At 52.9% G+C, this 17645-nt stretch carries 14 protein-coding genes; 7 read left to right on the top strand and 7 right to left on the bottom strand.

All coding sequences use genetic code 11. The features are described 5' to 3' along the window. Nucleotides 1-34: 34 nt before the first annotated feature. The 6 genes from C3Z11_RS04835 to rpmH form a co-directional block, all read right to left on the bottom strand. Nucleotides 35-1774, bottom strand: coding sequence for an ABC transporter transmembrane domain-containing protein (locus tag C3Z11_RS04835; RefSeq protein ID WP_106476783.1), 1740 nt, complete (start codon nucleotides 1772-1774; stop codon nucleotides 35-37). After that, nucleotides 1767-3560 (bottom strand): ABC transporter ATP-binding protein, encoded by a 1794-nt coding sequence (locus C3Z11_RS04830; RefSeq protein WP_106476782.1) that lies wholly within the window; start codon nucleotides 3558-3560, stop codon nucleotides 1767-1769. Before C3Z11_RS04830 ends, C3Z11_RS04835 begins: the two co-directional genes overlap by 8 nt. Nucleotides 3561-3650: 90 nt before the next feature. Then, nucleotides 3651-5027, bottom strand: coding sequence for a tRNA uridine-5-carboxymethylaminomethyl(34) synthesis GTPase MnmE (gene mnmE / locus C3Z11_RS04825; RefSeq protein ID WP_106476781.1), 1377 nt, complete (start codon nucleotides 5025-5027; stop codon nucleotides 3651-3653). 111 nt (nucleotides 5028-5138) lie between these two features. Further along, on the bottom strand, nucleotides 5139-6803 hold the full coding sequence (gene yidC, locus C3Z11_RS04820) for a membrane protein insertase YidC (RefSeq protein ID WP_106476780.1): 1665 nt from the start codon (nucleotides 6801-6803) through the stop codon (nucleotides 5139-5141). 113 nt (nucleotides 6804-6916) lie between these two features. Then, complete coding sequence (rnpA, locus tag C3Z11_RS04815) at nucleotides 6917-7303, bottom strand: ribonuclease P protein component (RefSeq protein WP_106476779.1); 387 nt, start codon at nucleotides 7301-7303, stop codon at nucleotides 6917-6919. 12 nt (nucleotides 7304-7315) lie between these two features. Further along, nucleotides 7316-7450 (bottom strand): 50S ribosomal protein L34, encoded by a 135-nt coding sequence (gene rpmH, locus C3Z11_RS04810; RefSeq protein WP_011508608.1) that lies wholly within the window; start codon nucleotides 7448-7450, stop codon nucleotides 7316-7318. A 458-nt stretch (nucleotides 7451-7908) separates the two neighbouring features. Between rpmH and dnaA the strand changes: the two genes are divergently transcribed. From dnaA to C3Z11_RS04775, 7 genes are all read left to right on the top strand, one after another. Then, a complete protein-coding gene (gene dnaA, locus C3Z11_RS04805) occupies nucleotides 7909-9402 on the top strand; it encodes a chromosomal replication initiator protein DnaA (protein WP_106476778.1) in 1494 nt (497 codons plus the stop codon). Nucleotides 9403-9483: 81 nt separating this feature from the next. Next, nucleotides 9484-10587 carry a DNA polymerase III subunit beta gene (gene dnaN / locus C3Z11_RS04800; protein WP_106476777.1) on the top strand — a complete coding sequence of 368 codons (1104 nt, stop codon included), beginning with the start codon at nucleotides 9484-9486 and terminating at the stop codon, nucleotides 10585-10587. A 61-nt stretch (nucleotides 10588-10648) separates the two neighbouring features. Next, a complete protein-coding gene (gene recF, locus C3Z11_RS04795; RefSeq protein ID WP_106476776.1) occupies nucleotides 10649-11734 on the top strand; it encodes a DNA replication/repair protein RecF in 1086 nt (361 codons plus the stop codon). Between the two features lie 30 nt (nucleotides 11735-11764). Continuing rightward, complete coding sequence (gene gyrB, locus C3Z11_RS04790) at nucleotides 11765-14179, top strand: DNA topoisomerase (ATP-hydrolyzing) subunit B (RefSeq protein ID WP_106476775.1); 2415 nt, start codon at nucleotides 11765-11767, stop codon at nucleotides 14177-14179. Between the two features lie 334 nt (nucleotides 14180-14513). Continuing rightward, nucleotides 14514-15683 (top strand): zinc-dependent alcohol dehydrogenase, encoded by a 1170-nt coding sequence (locus tag C3Z11_RS04785; RefSeq protein WP_106476774.1) that lies wholly within the window; start codon nucleotides 14514-14516, stop codon nucleotides 15681-15683. A 58-nt stretch (nucleotides 15684-15741) separates the two neighbouring features. Further along, complete coding sequence (locus C3Z11_RS04780; protein ID WP_262927236.1) at nucleotides 15742-16275, top strand: hypothetical protein; 534 nt, start codon at nucleotides 15742-15744, stop codon at nucleotides 16273-16275. A 182-nt stretch (nucleotides 16276-16457) separates the two neighbouring features. Continuing rightward, nucleotides 16458-16814, top strand: a complete 357-nt coding sequence (locus C3Z11_RS04775) for an SPW repeat protein (protein ID WP_106476772.1) — start codon at nucleotides 16458-16460, stop codon at nucleotides 16812-16814. A 117-nt stretch (nucleotides 16815-16931) separates the two neighbouring features. Here C3Z11_RS04775 and C3Z11_RS04770 read toward each other — a convergent pair whose 3' ends face one another. Then, nucleotides 16932-17606, bottom strand: coding sequence for a haloacid dehalogenase type II (locus C3Z11_RS04770; RefSeq protein WP_106476771.1), 675 nt, complete (start codon nucleotides 17604-17606; stop codon nucleotides 16932-16934). Nucleotides 17607-17645: the final 39 nt, after the last annotated feature.

Raw genomic sequence — 17645 nt, 5'->3', positions numbered from 1 at the left:
TCTAGAGTATTGTCGCGTAATCATTTTTGCTGCCTTATGCCTGCGCCTGTATACGATGGTGCCATAATCGATAGTAGTAGCCATTGCGGTACGTGAGAAGAGTCTCATGATGACCTTGCTCGACGATGCGACCCCCCGCCATGACAATAATGCTATCGGCATGGCGAATCGTCGATAATCTATGTGCCACTACAATCAGAGTCACACGGCCACGCAATGCTTCGAGCGCGCGTTGCAGCCGCTTTTCAGTAGCACTATCGACGCTAGCCGTTGCCTCGTCGAGTAGCAGAATTTGTGGTTGGCGCAACAGCGCCCGGGCCAGTGCCAGAAGTTGTCGTTCACCGGTGGATAGCGTCAGGCCTCGTTCGCCAAGACGCGTATCAAGCCCTTCAGGAAGCCGGGCGATTAAATCGTTCAGTTGAGCGTCATCAAGGGCCTGTCTGAGCGCCGTCTCGTCAATGTCACGATCAAGCAGCAGGTTATCGCGCAGTGTCGTCGAGCGAATAAACGGCTCCTGAGGTACGGTCGCGACGGCATCATTTATCGTGGCAGGAGCAATACTGGCCATGGGTCGATTATCCAGTATCAGCGTGCCACTTGTGGCGGGCTTGAGCCCTGAAAGCAGATCAAGCAGTGTCGATTTTCCGCTACCGGTCGGACCGACCACACCAATGAAACTGCCCGGGGCGATATCGAGCGTGACGTCATGCAACGTATACTTATCGGCACCGTAATGACAAAAGCTTAGCTCATTTAAATGATAATGAGGCGTTACGATGGGGCGGCTGTCTCCACCAAGGGTCGCCTGCGGCTGGTCGAACAATGCCAGCAAACGTGTACCGGCCACGCTGGCCTGCTGAAAAATGTTAAATCGCTGAGTGATCTCGATCAGTGGCTCTGATACCCGCCCCAAATAGGTAACAAAGGCATAAAGGACGCCGATTTCTCCTGCCCCCTGGAGATGATCCAGCCCATAACCGAGTAACAATCCTGCCAGAATGACTACCCCGATCAAATCGATCGCTGAGCGTAGGAACAATCCTGAAATGCGTACCGTGCGCATACGCGCCTGATATTGTGAGGCATTGATGGTGTGGAAGTGCTCACTATAACGCCCGATCTGATTGTAACTCTGCAATACCGTCATGCCACTGATCGCTTCATTGATCCGAGTGTTCTGCTCGGCACGCAAGCGGCGTACTTCCATCGCCGCAGGGCCGCTCAGTCGCTGGTAGCACCAGATCACTGCCAGAGCGGCAGGAATCAACATTGCGGCAACGGCCATCAGTCGCAGGTCCATCACTGCCATAGCGATCAATATACCGACGAGCAAAACAACGTTCTGGAGCACGGTCGCCAGAAAGGCCACGTAAAGCTCACGCAGCGCATCAGTATCATTGGTGACCCGTGAAATCATCTCGCCAACAGGCGTGGCATCATGCACATGCTGAGGTAAATGCAGAACGTGTCGAAACAGGCGCTTGCGAATATCGAGCACGGCATCGAGTGCAATACGGGCAAAGCTCAGCGTTTGCAAATAACGGCCGAGAGCGGCGAGACACTGGGTCACGAGATACAGGGTAACCAGGATGACTAGCGGCGTCGGACGCAAGTCACCTGGAACCAGAAAGCTGTCGAGATAATATTTCGTCAGCCAAGGGCCAATAACATCAAGAGCAGTCGCACCGATCAGAATCAGTAGTGCCATAAGCAGGCGACGACGATCAGCAATGACGGGACGCAGTAATAATGCCAGCAGGCGGCGATCAAGCATGGCGATTTTCTTCATCGAATTGAGAAATGAAGGCATCGTCAGATAAGCCATTTTGATACTGGCTAGCCATAAGCTGTTGGTGCTGCCAGAGTCCGGCGTAGTGACCCTTCATGGCAAGTAACGATGCATGATCGCCAGATTCAATCGCCTGGCCTTCTTCAAGTACCACGATCCGATCGGCTTGAGCGACCGCTGACAGCCGGTGGCTGACGATGAGGCAGGTGCGTGCTCGCTGCTTGCTGAGCGTAGTCAGCAGGCGCTGCTCGGTCGCGTAGTCCACCGCTGAAAGCGTGTCATCAAGCAACAATATGGGGGCATTGGAGAGCAGCGCTCGGGCCAATGCGACGCGTTGACGCTGACCACCTGACAGGGTTATGCCGCGCTCGCCAATTTGCGTTTCCAAACCCTGGGGAAGTTCGGCCAGATCGGTGGAAAAGGCGGCATCTTCCAATGCTTGCAGAATCTCATCGCGCGACGCCTGCGGACGAGCAAGTGCCACGTTCTCGCCTAGTGTCGCTGCGAAGAGAAACGGATCCTGCGGCACATAGGCGAAAGCCGTTCGCAAGGCGGTAAGCGTGTACTCACCTATGGCATGCCCACCTAGCCGAATTTCTCCCTGTGCAAGGGCATATTGCCTCAATAACAGGCGAATCAGTGTGCTTTTACCGCTTCCGGTTGTGCCGACAATGCCCAGCGTCTGACCCGCAGGCACAATAATATTGATATGTTCCAGCGTAGCGGTAGTGCTTTGTGGATAAGTGAATGCTTGCACCTCAAAGGCAATATCGCTGTTATCTACATGCTGGCGTGTGCCGTGATCGGCGATAATTTCATGTTCGGTAAAAAAATCATCCAAACGGCGGGCTGCCGCTTCGCCGCGTTGCAGGATGTTAAGACACCAGCCCAGCGCAAACATCGGCCAGATCAACTGAACCAGATAGAGTGTAAAGCTGGTCAACTGGCCAAGCGTGATGGCCTGATCCAGGTAGCGCCACGTTCCCACTGACAGGGTCAGCAGCGTTGCCGCGCCTAATGCCAGGAAAACGACTGGATCGTAGCGCGCCTCCATCCGCTGGACTTCGAAATCGGCCTGTGCCGCGGCTTCTGCCCGCTTTTCGAAATCAGCAATTTCCGCCTCGACGAGCGAATGCTGTCGCAGCATGCGTAGTCCGCCCAGGGCTTCCTGAGTGCGATCATTGAGTTGTGAAAAACGCTGCAGAGACTGGCCGAAATCGTGCTGCACGCGCTTGGCGACCCGATAAAATCCCCATGCCATAAAAGGAAACGGTACCAGGGCGAACAGAGCAAGTGGCGCATCGATACCGATGATCATTACCCCCAGCACCAGAAACAACGTCATCGCTCCATCAATACTGGAGAGCACCCCTTCACCGGCAGCCGTTTCTACAGCATCAATATCCTGGCTTGCGCGGGCCAACAGATCGCCGCTGCGGTGAGACTGGAAAAAGCCGGGATCGAGTCGGGTAAGCTTGGCGTAATAGCGATCTCGCAGCTCAATGCCAAGCTTATAGGAGGTGCCAAACAGTTGAACGCGCCATAAATAACGCAGCACATACATGCCGACCCCGACGGCGATCAACAGGCCAATACGATTGAACAGGACCTCCCGGGTAATCTCGTTGGCGCGTAGGGCGTCGATGGTGTTACCGATCCACCACGGCAGGGCCAGATTGAGCAGGCCGACGCCGAAAAGGCAGATAATCGCGCCAAGATAGGCGATACGATGACGAGCGAAAAAATCATTCAGGATACGCCACAGCGCCATAAGCAATATTCCGATCGGTACAAGTTATCTTGGCTAGGTGTCGCCAGTATAGTTGAGCTCAAATGCCACCCCGACGGGGCATTGCCGTGCTTACTTGCCGATGCAGAAGCTGCCAAAAATCTCTCCTAACAAATCATCGGCGCTGAACTCTCCAGTAATTTCGGAAAGCGCGTCCTGCGCAGCGCGTAGATCCTCAGCCAGCAATTCCCCGGCAGCGGCGCCATGTAACTGCGTTGCCCCGTTAGCGAGTGCTTGCTCCGCACGGTCGAGCGCATCAAGATGCCGGCGTCGTGCCGAGAATCGTCCTTCAGCAGTAGATTGAAAGCCCATGACCGACTTGAGATGACTTTTCAAGTTATCCACACCCACTCCTGTTTTGGCAGAAATGCGAAGCAGCGGCGGGGTTGTGGATAAATCGCCTTGAGCACTTTCTCCGCTTTCATCGATCTTGTTACGTATCAAGGTCAGTCGTGACGGGTCGGGCAAGCGCGAGACGAATTCCGGCCAGATCTGCATTGGATCATTGGCCTGCGTTTCGGCGGCATCAACTAATAACAATACACGGTCAGCTTTTTCGATTTCCGCCCAGGCACGCTGTACACCAATCTTTTCAACGGCGTCCGGTGTATCGCGCAACCCGGCGGTATCGATGATATGCAGTGGCATTCCATCAAGGTGAATATGTTCACGCAGCACGTCCCGTGTCGTGCCGGCAATATCGGTAACGATGGCGGTATCCTGTTCGGTCAATGCATTCAACAGACTAGATTTACCGGCGTTGGGACGCCCGGCGATCACTACGCTCATGCCTTCACGCATCAGTGCTCCCTGAGCTGCAGCACGTCGCACCTCGACCAGTGTTGCCTGGATAGCGGCAAGCATCGTGCTCACCTTGCCGTCGTTGATGAAATCGATTTCTTCCTCAGGGAAATCGATGGCCGCTTCAACAAACATTCGCAGCTCGATCAGTCGTTGCACCAAGGCATGTACGCGTGTGGAAAATTCGCCTTGTAACGAACGCAGGGCATTTTCCGCTGCGGCTTGTGAACTGGCGTCGATCAGGTCCGCAATTGCCTCAGCTTGGGCAAGATCAAGCTTGTCATTGAGAAAGGCACGCTCGGAAAATTCGCCCGGACGTGCCAGACGGGCGCCCAGGGCGACGGTCCGTGCTAGCAACATATCCATCAATACCGGGCCACCATGGCCTTGCAACTCAAGGACATCCTCGCCGGTGAAGGAGTTAGGCCCGGGAAAGAACAGGGCGATCCCTTCGTCGAGCGCCTGGCCCTGCTCATCGAGAAAAGCGCCGTAGTAGGCGTGGCGAGGGCGCGGCAGATGGCCGAGCATGGCTTGGGCGATATAGGACACGGCCTGACCGGAAATGCGGATAATGCCGACACCGCCGCGTCCAGGAGGCGTGGCGAGTGCGCTGATAGTATCCTGGTCGAAGCTTGAAAATGTGTTCATGATTCGATTCTCTACCGTTCGGGCATAAGACGAACTATGGCATTTTAGTCGCTCACAAAACACCGAACCCCCGCAAAATGCGAGGGTCCGGTGCTTTAGCTCAAGCAGAAATCAGTTTTTAGCGGTACTGGCTTTCTTGCTGTCGTCTGCTTCGATGCGTTTAGTGATGAAGTACTGCTGCGCGATCGATAGCGTATTGTTGGTAATCCAGTAGATGACCAAGCCGGCCGGGAACCACAAGAAGAAGAAAGTGAAGATGATCGGCAGCATCTTCATGATCTTCGCCTGAGTCGGATCGGGCGGAGTAGGGTTGAGCTGCTGCTGCAGGAACATGGTAAGCCCCATGATGATCGGCAGGATGAAGTACGGGTCCTGAGCCGAGAGATCATGAATCCATAGCATGAACGGTGCATGGCGTAGCTCTACCGATTCCATCAGCATCCAGTACAGAGCGATAAAGACCGGCATCTGAATGACCATCGGCAGACAGCCGCCCAGAGGATTGATCTTCTCCTTCTGGTAAAACTTCATCATCTCCTGCGACATCTTTTGCCGATCATCGCCGTGCTGCTCCTTGATGCGCTGCATCTCGGGCCCCATCTTGCGCATCTTGGCCATCGACTTGTAGGCGGTAGCGGAAAGCGGGAAGAGGACAGCTTTAACGAATACGGTCAGCAGTACAATCGACCAGCCCCAGTTGTCAATCAGCGCATGGATATGCTGAAGCAGCCAGAACAAGGGGCTTGCGAGGAACCACAGCCAGCCGAAATCGATGGTGAGTTCAAGATTCGGCGCGGTTTCTGCCAGCAGTTTCTTGATCTTTGGACCGATATACAGCGTGGCGCTAAGTTCGGCGCTCTGCCCTGCAGCGATAGTCTGCGTCGGCCCCGCAAATGCAGCAACATTACGCTTGTGCGAGTCGATGTCGGCGTAATAAAGGTTCTGCTGGTCTTGGCTGGGAATCCAGGCCGAGACGAAATAGTGTTGAATCATGGCTGCCCAACCACCGCGGACGTCACGGTTGTTGAACTTGCCTTCACTGATATCGTCGAACTTGATCTTCTCGTAATGATTATCTGGTGACGAGAATGCCGCACCCATATAGGAATGCATGCCGACACCTGCTCCGCTGGTAGGATCGGGGCTGTTATCACGAGCAAGCTGGCCGATGAATCGTGCGCTGACAGGTTGCTGGCTGTCGTTGTCGATCAGGTAGCTGACCTTTACCGCATAGTGATCGCGACTGAAGGTGAAACGTTTGATGATATCAACGCCATTAACATTAGCGGTGAGATCGACAGTCAGCTGCTTCTGATCGTCACTCAGTTGGTATGCGGTCTGCTCGGCCTGATAAACGATGCGGCCCTGATGTCCTTCTAGCTGTAAGCCGGACTTGGCGACATAACTTCGTGTGTTGGTGTCCGAAAGCAGTACAAAAGGACGATCCGATTCAAGGGTTTGCTTCTGCTGGGGCAGTGCGGCATAGACAATATCGCCACCGCGCGGATCGATACGCACATCAAGCACATCGGTATTGACCGCAATCAGCTGAGTATTTTGATTCGGAGTGTCTGGCGTGGACGGAGTAGAAGCACGCTCTTGTGAGGAATCAGGTGCTTGAAGCCCGGAGGGTTGTGGTGCGTCGCTACCCTGACTGGAAAAAGCCGGGGTGTCAGGCTCATTATGCGGCTGGTTATAGTCCTGGTTCCATTGGATCACCAGTAAATAAGCCAGGATCGCCAATGGAATCACTAAAAGGAGTCGTTTCAGATCCATGTTGTTGTGCCCGGTGGGGAGTGTGTCGGGTCGCTTTAAATCCCGGCCGGGCGTCACCTGCAAGCAGCGTGCTCACCTATCGGCCGGTACAACACCAGACATGCGCCAAAGCCTTAAGCGATGGACTGCGTTGCAGCCAAATGACGCTTCGCTTCCTGCTCCAGGCGCCGCCACATACCATGCAATTGACGTTGCACAGTATCATTATCCAGCTCTCCTGCTCCGCGTTTTGACAAGACTACAATGTCTACGGCAGGTAGGCGATGCTGACCGAGGCGGATGGATTCGCGTGTCAGGCGTTTTAGACGGTTACGGTCGACGGCGCGGCGTACGTTCTTCTTGCTGAACACCAGTCCGACACGGGCATGGCCCAGCGTATTTGGACAGGCGAGCGCCAATAGGCCCTTGCCGTGGACCTTGAAACTTGCATTATCGAAGACGTGCCGGTATTCCCCGGCGGTCAGGATTCTTAGACCGCGGGGAAATCCCTGATGGGCCATTGAGAGACCCGATCAAGCGCTCAGACGCTTACGGCCTTTCGCACGGCGACGTGCCAGCACCTGACGGCCATTTTTAGTGGCCATTCGGGCACGAAAGCCGTGGACGCGCTTGCGCTTCAGAACGCTGGGTTGGAATGTGCGTTTCATAGCTGCTATTTCCCAGATGAAAAGATGATAAATCGGTCGCAGAGCTACCCTTTCAACGGGCTGGCTCTAGTCAAGAGCGGGAATTCTAGAGAATTCGCCTGCACTGTGCAATTTTTCTTGACGTAATAAGCATTTTAAAATGCCTGGCTCGAGCAAGGCATCAGCCGTTACTTTAATCAATGGTGTGCTAATGCAGTAGGTTCGCCCCATTATCGAGTGTTGATATAGGGCCTAAAGGCCGCTTTGACAGGACATGACGTTGTCGCGGCTACTGTGGATAACATTATGGATAAGCTGAGCGAAAAGCGGTGATAACCATAATGCCGCGGGTGAAATAATCCGGCTATTAGTAGGAAGTAAAGGTTTTCCACAAGGGGAAATAGAAGTGCCTAATGTGTGGATAACCTTTGCCTTCATCGCTACAATAACGCCTTTGCTTATCTTGATGGCGAGGGCGTGTGTCGATCGCAATCTGGCAGCAATGCCTTGAATATCTTCAGGACGAATTGAATTCGCAGCAGTTCAATACTTGGATCCGTCCTTTGCAAGCTGAAACGGTGGGTGACAGCAACGAGCTATCTTTGCTGGCGCCTAATCGTTTTGTACGCGACTGGGTCAATGATAAGTATCTTAAGCGCATCAATGAACTGCTCAGAGAGCTTGCACCAGGCAAGCCGCCTAAAGTCAGCTTGGGGATTGGTAGCCGGCGTACAGTGTCGAACCCGCGTGTGACCAATACGCCCAACACGTTACCCACCATGCCGCAGACGCCACCGCGTATGCCAACAGCCTCTGGGCATGGATCAATGCCACGTAACACGTCCTTCAATGGTAATGAGACATCCGATTCGGATGGCCAAGGCAGTGGAAATACGCCACGTCGTGGTAATAGTAATGAACGCCAAGTACAAGTCGAAGGTAGCCTCAAGCATCAAAGTGGACTGAATCCCAACTTTACGTTTGAAACCTTCGTCGAAGGTAAGTCCAACCAGCTGGCACGCGCTGCATCTCGACAGGTAGCTGAAAATCCTGGCGGCGCCTACAACCCACTTTTTTTATATGGCGGAGTAGGGCTAGGCAAGACACACCTGATGCATGCGGTGGGCAATCATTTAGCTGGGCTGCGTGATAATGCACGGGTCGTCTATTTGCATTCCGAGCGTTTCGTCGCGGATATGGTCAAGGCGTTGCAGCTCAATGCCATTAATGATTTCAAGCGCTTCTATAGAAGCGTCGATGCATTATTGATCGATGATATTCAGTTTTTTGCTGGCAAGGAGCGCTCCCAGGAGGAGTTCTTTCATACCTTCAATGCCCTGCTTGAAGGCGGTCAGCAAATGATTCTGACTTCTGACCGCTATCCCAAGGAAATCAGCGGTGTCGAGGAGCGTTTAAAATCGCGCTTCGGTTGGGGATTAACGGTGGCGATTGAGCCGCCCGAACTTGAGACCCGTGTCGCGATCCTGATGAAGAAGGCCGAACAGGCCAAGGTTGATTTGCCACACGATGCAGCATTCTTCATTGCGCAAAAGATTCGCTCCAACGTACGTGAGCTTGAAGGGGCGCTGAAGAAGGTGATTGCCGACTCGCATTTCATGGGTAAACCCATCAATCAGGAATTCATACGTGAATCGCTGAAAGATCTGCTTGCGCTGCAGGATAAGCAGGTGGGCGTAGACAATATTCAGCGTACAGTCGCCGAATATTACAAGATCAAGCTTTCGGATCTGCTTTCCAAGCGACGTTCGCGTTCAGTGGCCAGGCCTCGCCAGGTCGCAATGGCGCTGGCGAAGGAGCTGACCAATCACAGCCTGCCGGAAATTGGCGATGCCTTTGGTGGCCGTGACCATACGACGGTATTACATGCTTGTCGTAAGGTGGTGGCGCTACAGGAAGAAAATGCTGATATCCGTGAAGATTACAAGAATCTGCTGCGCCTGTTGACCAGCTGACCAAACTGATTTCAACCGTCCGGTTTCGATGCAGATACTAGGGCGGTGCCATGTTTAGATTTAGGACAAGAGTGGAGCCCTATGAAATTTTCCATCTCGCGTGAAGCCCTGCTGCGTCCTCTGACGCTGGTAGCTGGTGTCGTCGAGCGGCGTCAGACCTTGCCGGTACTTTCCAATGTGCTGATCGAGGCCAACGGCCAGCAGTTGTCATTAACCGGTACTGATCTGGAAGTGGAGCTAGTCGGCCGAGTGGAACTCGCCAATGTCGATCAGCCCGGCGCGGCAACCGTTCCGGCCCGTAAGTTAATGGATATTTGCAAGTCGTTGCCAGATCAGTCGGAAATCACGTTTATAGTCGAGGATGGACGAGCGATTCTACGTGCGGGGCGATCACGATTCACGTTGTCGACGTTGCCTGCTGCTGAGTTTCCTAATATCGATGAAGGGCAGGGCGAGACGGAACTGACGTTACCTCGCGGGACGCTCAAGCATCTCATTGATGCCACCAGCTTCGCCATGGCACAGCAGGACGTCCGTTATTACCTGAACGGTATGTTAATTGAAATGCGTAACCATCTGGTGCGCACCGTGGCCACCGATGGTCACCGCTTGGCGGTATGTTCACGCAGTGCTGATATTGCACTCGATAATCCTCACAAGCTGATCTTGCCACGTAAGGGTGTGCTGGAATTAGTGCGTTTGCTTGATGATAGTGATGAGCCCGTAACGCTGATTCTGGGCTCGAATCATTTACGTGCGCGTACGGGCGCATTTACCTTCACCTCGAAGCTGATCGACGGCAAGTTTCCCGATTACGAGCGGGTCGTGCCTAAAGGTGGAGATAAGCATTTTACCGCCGAGCGAAGCGAGCTTCGTCAGGTGCTGTCACGTACAGCGATTCTTTCAAACGAAAAATACCGCGGAGTTCGCCTGAATCTTGAAGAAGGCAACCTGCGTGTCCTGGCTAATAATCCCGAGCAAGAAGAAGCTGAAGAAAATGTTGCGATCGATTATTCGGGTGGTGGGCTAGAGATTGGCTTTAACGTTGGTTATTTAGTGGATGTGTTAAACGTACTGAATGTTGAACAGGTACAGATGACGCTGTCCGATGCCAATAGTAGCGCGCTGCTGGAAGAGCCGGGTGGCGGTGATGCCATGTATGTCGTTATGCCGATGCGGCTTTGATTCCGGCCTTTTCCTGTCGCGGGTGTATCAAGCACCCGCCTCCTACCGTCGCCAATAATTGATGCCTCTCGATCGAATTAATTTTCAAGGTCTCCGCAATTTAGGTGAAGTCAGCCTTCGCCCCAGCCGTCATATCAATCTTATCTTTGGCGATAACGGTAGTGGCAAGACCAGTCTGCTCGAAGGATTACATATTCTCGGTCTGGCACGCTCATTTCGGACACGGCATCTCAAAAATGCCATTGGTCATGATAAACAAGCAATGACATTGTTCGGCCGGCTTGAAGGTGATCCTCCTATACCGATAGGCGTCGAGCGGCGTCGCGATAGTGACTCGATCAGCATGCGAATGGCGGGTGATCGTGTGGAACGTATTGCGCAGCTTGCAGAAGCGCTACCGCTACAGCTCATTAACTCTGATACGTTTCGGCTGGTAGAGGGCTCACCTGCGGCACGCCGGGAGTTTCTCGATTGGGGAGTGTTTCACGTGAAACATGACTTTTTCGATGTCTGGCAGCGAGCAAGGCGGGCGTTGAAACATCGGAATGCATTACTAAGACATGATAGAATAGACCCTTCAACGCTAAAGCCATGGAACGCTGAATTAGCACGCTGGGCAGACCGGATTGATGCGATGCGAAGCGACTACATGACGCAATTCGTACCCATTTTTGAGACAACGTTGACAGAATTATTGGGCATCCCCGATTTGTCGCTCCGCTATTATCGCGGCTGGGATCGCAATCGAGAAATTAGCGATATCCTTGCGGCTAGCGCCAACACCGATCGCCAGATGGGATTCACCCAGCAAGGGCCTCAGCGAGCCGATCTCAGGCTCCGCGTTGGAAAGCACCCTGCCGTTGAGGTGTTATCACGCGGGCAACAGAAGCTGGTCGTTAGCGCTTTGAAACTGGCGCAGGGGCTTTTGCTGGAGCAGACATCAAATCGTACTTGCCTTTATTTAATCGACGATCTTGCCGCAGAGCTCGATGACAAGCACTGCCGTGGATTTTGTCACTTACTCGAACAACTGAATTGCCAGACCTTCCTGACCGGAATAAACCAGCGTGCACTGAACCATGACTGGCAGGCTGAGACTCAGGTGGAAAGGTTTCATGTGAAACACGGCCAGCTGAGCGCTGGATAAGCGCACACGGCACGACAGACGGAGCAGGCAATGAGCGAACACGCTTACGACTCTTCAAGTATCAAGGTACTCAAGGGATTGGATGCTGTACGTAAGCGTCCTGGCATGTATATCGGTGACACCGATGATGGGACCGGTTTGCACCACATGGTGTTTGAAATTGTCGATAACTCTATCGATGAGGCGCTTGCGGGGCACTGCAGCGAAATCAGAGTCGTCATTCATCCCGACGAATCTGTAACCGTCTCCGATAACGGGCGCGGTATACCTACCGATCTTCATGAAGAGGGCGTGTCGGCAGCAGAAGTTATCATGACGGTACTTCATGCTGGGGGTAAGTTCGATGAAAACTCCTATAAAGTGTCGGGCGGCTTGCATGGTGTTGGTGTCTCGGTCGTCAATGCTCTTTCTGAAGAGTTAAAACTGACAATCTGGCGCAAGAACCAAGTCCATGAGCAGATTTATCGCCATGGCGTGCCTCAGGCGCCTCTTAAAGTGGTCGGGGAGACGGAAAAGTCAGGCACTCAAGTAACCTTTACGCCTTCATCAGACACCTTCGCCAATATTGAATTCCATTACGATATTCTTGCCAAGCGTTTGCGCGAGCTGTCGTTTTTAAATTCGGGCGTGGCTATTCGCTTAACGGATGAGCGTTCAGGCAAGGAAGAGGTTTTTCACTACGAAGGTGGGCTTAAAGCGTTTGTCGATCACCTCAATACCAATCGTACGACGCTCAACCCAGTGTTTCATTTCAACGTTGATCGCGAAGATGGAATTTCTGTCGAAGTGGCAATGCAGTGGAATGATACCTATACCGAAAACATTTACTGCTATACCAATAACATTCCACAGCGCGATGGCGGGGCGCACCTGGCAGGCTTCCGAGCCGCACTGACGCGCAGCCTCAATAGCTATATCGAAGCCGAGGAGTTGCAGAAGAAGTCCAAGGTGGCCACATCAGGTGATGATGCGCGCGAAGGACTGACAGCAATTGTCTCGGTCAAGGTGCCCGATCCTAAATTCTCCTCGCAGACCAAGGAAAAATTGGTCTCATCCGAGGTCAAGACGGCGGTTGAGCAAGAAATGGGACGTAGCTTCGGCGAATACTTGCTTGAAAATCCTAATGACGCCAAGGCTATCGTCAATAAAATGCTCGACGCGGCGCGTGCACGAGAAGCTGCGCGCAAGGCGCGTGAGATGACGCGTCGCAAGGGCGCGCTCGATATCGCTGGCTTGCCGGGCAAGTTGGCCGATTGCCAAGAGAAGGATCCTTCACGCTCCGAACTTTATCTGGTCGAGGGTGACTCGGCGGGTGGTAGTGCCAAACAGGGACGTGATCGCCGCACTCAAGCGATTTTGCCGCTCAAGGGTAAAATTCTTAACGTTGAGAAGGCACGCTTCGACAAAATGCTGTCTTCTGCTGAAGTGGGGACTCTAATCACCGCCTTGGGCTGCGGTATCGGTCGTGAAGAATTTAATCCCGACAAGCTACGCTATCACTCAGTCATTATCATGACAGACGCTGACGTTGATGGCTCGCACATCCGGACATTGCTTCTGACCTTCTTCTTCCGTCAGATGCCGGAGCTGATTGAGCGCGGTCACATCTTTATCGCGCAGCCGCCGCTGTACAAGATCAAACGTGGCAAGCAGGAGATGTATCTGAAAGATGAGCAGGCGCTTGAAGATCATCTCACTGCTACGGCGCTTGATAACGCCAAGTTGCATGTTAACCGTGATGCGCCGGGAATCGGCGGTGAGCAACTCGAAGCATTGGTCAGCCATTATCGTAACGTGATGAAGCGTCTCGACCGTTTGGCGCGTGTCTATCCGGCGGAAGTGCTCAAAAAGATCATTCATGCGGCACCGATCAGTGAAACGACACTTGCCGACCGTGGTGCGATGGAGCAATGGATTGCGTCACTGCAGATCGAGATGGATGCATTGTTGGCCTATGAAGGTGGCCCGCGTTACACCTTCCACCTTGGTGAGGATGAAGAGCGCAACCTTTATCTGCCGAGCGTGACGCTGACTGCTCATGGGGTCTCGACTGACTACAGCTTGGGCATGGGGTTCTTCCGTTCTGCAGATTATGCGGCGATGGTAGCGCTTGGCGAGCAACTGACTGGCTTGCTGGAAGAGGGAGCCTACGTTTCGCGCGGTGAGCGCAAGAAGGATGTAGACTCGTTTCATGAGGTGCTGGTATGGCTGATGGGCGAAGCGAGCCGCGGGTTCAGTATCCAGCGCTATAAGGGGCTGGGCGAGATGAATCCTGATCAGCTCTGGGAAACTACAATGGATCCCGATGCTCGCCGCATGTTGCGCGTCTCGATCGAAGATGCCGTTGCGGCTGACATGATGTTCAATACTTTGATGGGCGATGAGGTTGAACCTCGTCGTTATTTCATTGAGCAGAATGCGTTGGTTGCCAATCTGGATGTTTAATGTTTAATGTTTCACGTGAAACATCCATGCCTAACTAACGACAGACGAGCCTGAATCATATAAAGCGACCGAAAGGTCGCTTTTTTCATGCTTTTATTTTCTCATTTGCTATCGCGGGCGGATATCGACTGTTGCCCACCGTGTAGGACAGAAAGTCGAATAAACGAAGTCTCTGGTTATGCCGGAAGAGAACTACGTCATGGTCTAGTATTTGAGAAGGTCCTTCTCAGGCACACGCAGAAAGGATCGAGAAGAACATGTACGGGACGCAACAGTTATTGAACGGGGTCGGCAAAGGGCCGGCCGATCAAACTCGATGGTAGAGAGGTAGACCATGAAGGCTCTTTGTTGGCACGGCAAGAATGACATTCGCTACGATACCGTTCCGGATCCTGAAATTGAACATGGGCGTGATGCCATCATCAAGGTAAGCAGCTGTGCGATTTGCGGTTCCGATATGCATCTTTATGATCATTTCATTCCTACCATGGAAAAAGGTGACGTTGTTGGTCATGAATTCATGGGCGAGGTCATGGAGGTGGGGGCCGAAAATAAAGAGCTTAAAGTAGGTGATCGAATCGTTGTGCCATTCACCATCACGTGCGGTGAATGTGAACAATGCCGTCGTGGTAATTTTTCGGTCTGTGAACGCTCCAACCGCAACAAGTCGTTAGCTGACAAGATGTTCGGTCATGCCGGTGCCGGCTTGTTCGGCTACTCGCATCTGACGGGTGGCTATGCGGGAGGCCAGGCCGAGTATGTGCGTGTACCTTTTGCTGACAAGACTCATGTCAAGGTGCCGGAAGGGCTCACCGATGAGCAGGTGCTGTTTCTGGGCGATATCTTTCCTACGGGCTGGCAGGCAGCCGCACAGTGCGATATCCAGCCGACCGATACCGTAGCCATCTGGGGTGCCGGCCCGGTAGGTCAGTTCTGTATCCGCAGCGCTGTCCTGCTAGGTGCCCGCCAAGTCATTTGTATCGACAATGTGCCCGAGCGTCTCTCAATGGCGGAGGCGGGAGGAGCAATCACTATTAATTTCGATAGTGAGAGCGTGCTTGAACGCCTGCAGGAGCTTACACATGGCAAAGGGCCGGAGAAATGTATCGACGCTGTTGGTCTCGAGGCACACGCCACGCGTTCGCTTGATTCTGTCTATGATCGGGTCAAACAAGCGGTGATGTTGGAAAGTGATCGTGCTCACGTGTTGCGTGAGATGATTTATGTATGTCGGCCGGCAGGAGTATTGTCGATTCCCGGCGTTTATGGCGGGCTGGTTGACAAGATCCCGATGGGCGCCTTGATGAACAAGGGCTTGACGGTACGCACAGGCCAGACACACGTGAAACGCTGGACCGATGACTTGATGAATCGCATCCAAGAGGGGCAGATCGATCCGTCCTTCGTCATCACGCACACCGTTGGGCTCGATCAAGGGCCTGAAATGTATAAAACGTTCCGGGAAAAGCAGGATGGCTGCGTCAAGGTAGTGCTTAAGCCCTGAGACCAATGGTTAATCAAAGGTGAAGATAATGAGCTATTCGGGAAAGACATCTTCGTCCATGAGCCAGTCACTTGGAACGTCGGATAAACTGGCGCGGGGTATTGGCTGGTTCAGTGTAGGCATGGGGCTGTTTGAGCTGTTTGCGCCACGGACACTGACTCATGCACTTGGTATGGAAGGAAAGGAAACGTTAGTCCGCGCTTGTGGCATGCGTCAGATCATAAGTGGCATAGGCGCACTTTCCGATAACCCGACACCAGCGATCTGGAGTCGGGTCGGTGGGGATGCACTAGATATTGCCGCCTTGACGCCAGGCCTGCGTGACGAAAATCCGCAAAAGCATAATGTAGAACTGGCAATGACATTTGTTGCGGTGACATGTGCCGCTGATCTCTATTGCGCGCAAGCACTGCATAAGCGTCACAAGTATCCTTCCTCAATGGTGTATGACTATAGTGACCGCAGCGGCTTTTATCGGCTGGTAGCAGATATGCATGGTGCTGCGAGTGATTTCGAGGTGCCAGCTAATATGCGCGCTTATCCACCGATGTGGGCGGAGTTCACGCCAGAGAAAGAGTCAGGGCTTTTATAAGAACGTTGCGAGTAAAGCCTTTATATCCATAGTAGCCAAGTAGCAGCAAAAGGCATGATGCCACACTCAGGCACATGCCTTTTTTATAGAGTCACAATTGGTCATAAAAGGTTGGATCACAGCGCTGACATATCTTATTTTTTTATGGTGTTACTATCGATCTGCATTGCGAGGCAGTAGCTATGCGCTTTCTACCCACACGTGTACATGGAATAATCGATTACGTAGTAGGTGTTTTTCTTATTTTTGTTCCCTATTTGTTCGGTTTCGCTGATGGTACCGCAGCGCAGTGGATACCCATGCTGCTTGGTGCTAGCGCAATACTCTACAGTCTTCTTACTCGCTATGAATTAGGGCTTTTTCGTCTCATCCCGATGCCGGCTCACCTCGGCCTGGATGCTCTTAGCGGTCTTTTCTTCATTATCTCGCCGTGGCTCTTTGGCTTTGCTGATCGTGTCTTCTGGCCACATGTCATTCTCGGACTGTTCGAAGTTGTAGCTAGCCTTGTGACCAGAACAGCGCCCGAACGCACCCGATGATGGCTTTCGAGAGGAAGTAGGGAGTAGCAAAAGCCGCTTACTATATGGGCAAGCGGCGATGGTTGGCAGATTAATGGTCTTGCTAGAATGAGGATAGTGAAAACGTTAACAATAAGTCTAGCCAGCTTCCTGAGCTACGATCTGTCGAGCAACATTGACTAAATCTTCTCCCTTCAGATTGGGCAGGATACCTGCTGGATTGAGTACCTTGCCGGGACGGGTCACAAAAGCGGTTCTGCAACCGGCGCTGGCTGCGCCGGCAATGTCCCAGGCATGGGCCGCTACCATGAGCATATCGCTAGTAGCAATGTTCATACGCTTTGCCACCATCTGATAGGGTTCCGGAGCAGGCTTGTAACGTTGAACTTCATCGACCGACATGATCGCTACGAAGTAATCGTGTAAGCCCGCCGATTGCAACTGCTGCTGAACAGCCGATAGCGTGCCATTGGTCAATGCCACGAGAGGCAGGCTACTTTCACGGAGTATTTTAAGCGCTTCGTGTACATCCTCGTGAGCAGGAAGCTGCTTGAGTCGTTCTGCCAGTTCCTGTTGAACCTCCTCGGCAATCTCTATGCCACGCCGCTGGCCGACCATGACAAGCGCTGCCTGGGCTAGCTCGCCAAAAGGTTTATAGCGCTCAAGAATGGTGGCCGTAAGCCAGTTTTCCTCCAGAGTGAGAAACCACTCAGTACGTGTACGAGAATCATCGAAGAGCTTTATAAAAAAAGGATCGAGTGCAGCGACATCAAGCAGTGTTTCATTTATATCAAAGACGATATGGCGTGGCATGAAAATTCCTTTTAGCAGTGGTCACAAATAGGTAGCCTG

Source organism: Phytohalomonas tamaricis (assembly GCF_003012345.1).
In the GTDB taxonomy this organism is placed as follows: Bacteria; Pseudomonadota; Gammaproteobacteria; order Pseudomonadales; family Halomonadaceae; genus Phytohalomonas; species Phytohalomonas tamaricis.
This window is presented reverse-complemented; position numbering and strand designations above follow the sequence as displayed.